The sequence below is a fragment of the Gluconobacter sp. Dm-62 genome, from assembly GCF_018256155.1.
Lineage (GTDB): Bacteria > Pseudomonadota > Alphaproteobacteria > Acetobacterales > Acetobacteraceae > Gluconobacter.
In genome coordinates, this window is sequence record NZ_JAERLY010000005.1 from 183099 (window position 1) to 184553 (window position 1455).

Sequence of the window (1455 nt, forward strand, 5' to 3'; positions counted from 1 at the left end):
GCGCACGGCGTGCACGGTGGGTCCGAACTTCAAGCCGGACCGGATCAAGGTGCCCGACGCCTTCGTCGAGCAGCCCCGTCCGGCCACGGCCGATGCGCTGGCGCAGTCGGCCGAGGACATGAAGGAGTGGTGGGCGCAGTTCCACGACCCCATGCTCAACGAGCTGGTGGAGCAGGCGATCAAGGGCAATTACGACCTGCAGATCGCCTCGCAGCACATCATCGCCGAGCGCGCGGTGCGGCGTCAGGCCCAGTCAGCCTGGTATCCGCAGCTTGATATGGCCGCAGGTGGCGGCGATGACCGCTATTCCGTCAACGTGGACAACTGGCCACTGCGTCCCGGCAATCCGGCCAACCGTCCGGAAGCCTCGGTCCTGACCTATGGCGCGCGGGCGAGCTGGGAAATCGATCTGTTCGGGCATATTTCCCGGCAGGTGGAAGAGCGCAAGCGGATCGTCGAGGAATCGATCGAGAACCGCCGGGGCGTCCTTCTCGCGCTGCTGGCCGAAATGGCAACCGACTACGTGACGCTGCGCTCCGTGCAGGAGCGTCTGACTGTCACCGAGCGCGCCATCGACGTGGCCGTGCGCTCCCGCGAACTGACTGAAAAGCTCTACACCCACGGTCTGGGTAACACGCTGGCCGTGGCGCAGGCGCAGACGGAAGAGCATCTCGAACGCGCCCGTCTGGCACCATTGCATGAGCAGGAAGAGCGGCTGATGCATGCCATCGCCGTCCTCGTCGGCGACATGCCGGGCCAGCTTGAGGAAGAGCTGGAAAAGCGCCGCCCGATCCCGGATCTGCCGCGCTTCCCCGCCAGCCTGCCGTCGATCGTCCTCGCCAACCGCCCCGACATCCGCGTGGCCGAGGCCGAATACGCCGCCGATACGGCGCGCGTGGGCATTGCGGTGTCGAATCTCTATCCGAAATTCATGATCCCGCTGACGTTCAACCCGAACGCTTCGGCCGCCTATCAGGCGTTCCAGGCGGGCGGCATGGCGTGGAGCTTCATGATGATGGCGACGCTGCCGGTCATTCATGGTGGCCGCTACACCGCCGCGATCGCGCAGGCCCGGGCCGAGGCCGAAGGCAGCCGTCTGAACTACCGCAAGACGGTGCTCAAGGCGTTTGCGGATGTCGAGGATGCGATGGGTGACTGGCGGCACAATGCCGAGCTGGTCGAGGAGCTGAACCAGGCCTCCGTCGATGCCGGCCTCGCCCGCGACCGGGCGCAGAAGCTGTTCGGTGCCGGTCTGACCGGCTATCTGAACGTACTGACGACCGAACAGACCGCCCTGTCCGCCCAGGACCAGGCCGTCGTCGGCCGCCTCGCCCGCGTCCGCAACGCCGTCGCCCTCTACATCGCCCTCGGCGCCGGCTGGCAGGGCAAAGCCCTCACCGACACAAGGCTCCCCGTCGAAGTCAAACAGCAAAACGCCATCGTCCGAGCCTTTAC

General features: G+C 66.4%; 1 protein-coding gene. It reads left to right on the plus strand.

Annotated features, from left to right (window positions below; genetic code table 11):
• Positions 1-1455: efflux transporter outer membrane subunit (locus tag JK202_RS08005; protein WP_211559978.1), on the plus strand; the 1455-nt coding region annotated here is incomplete at both ends.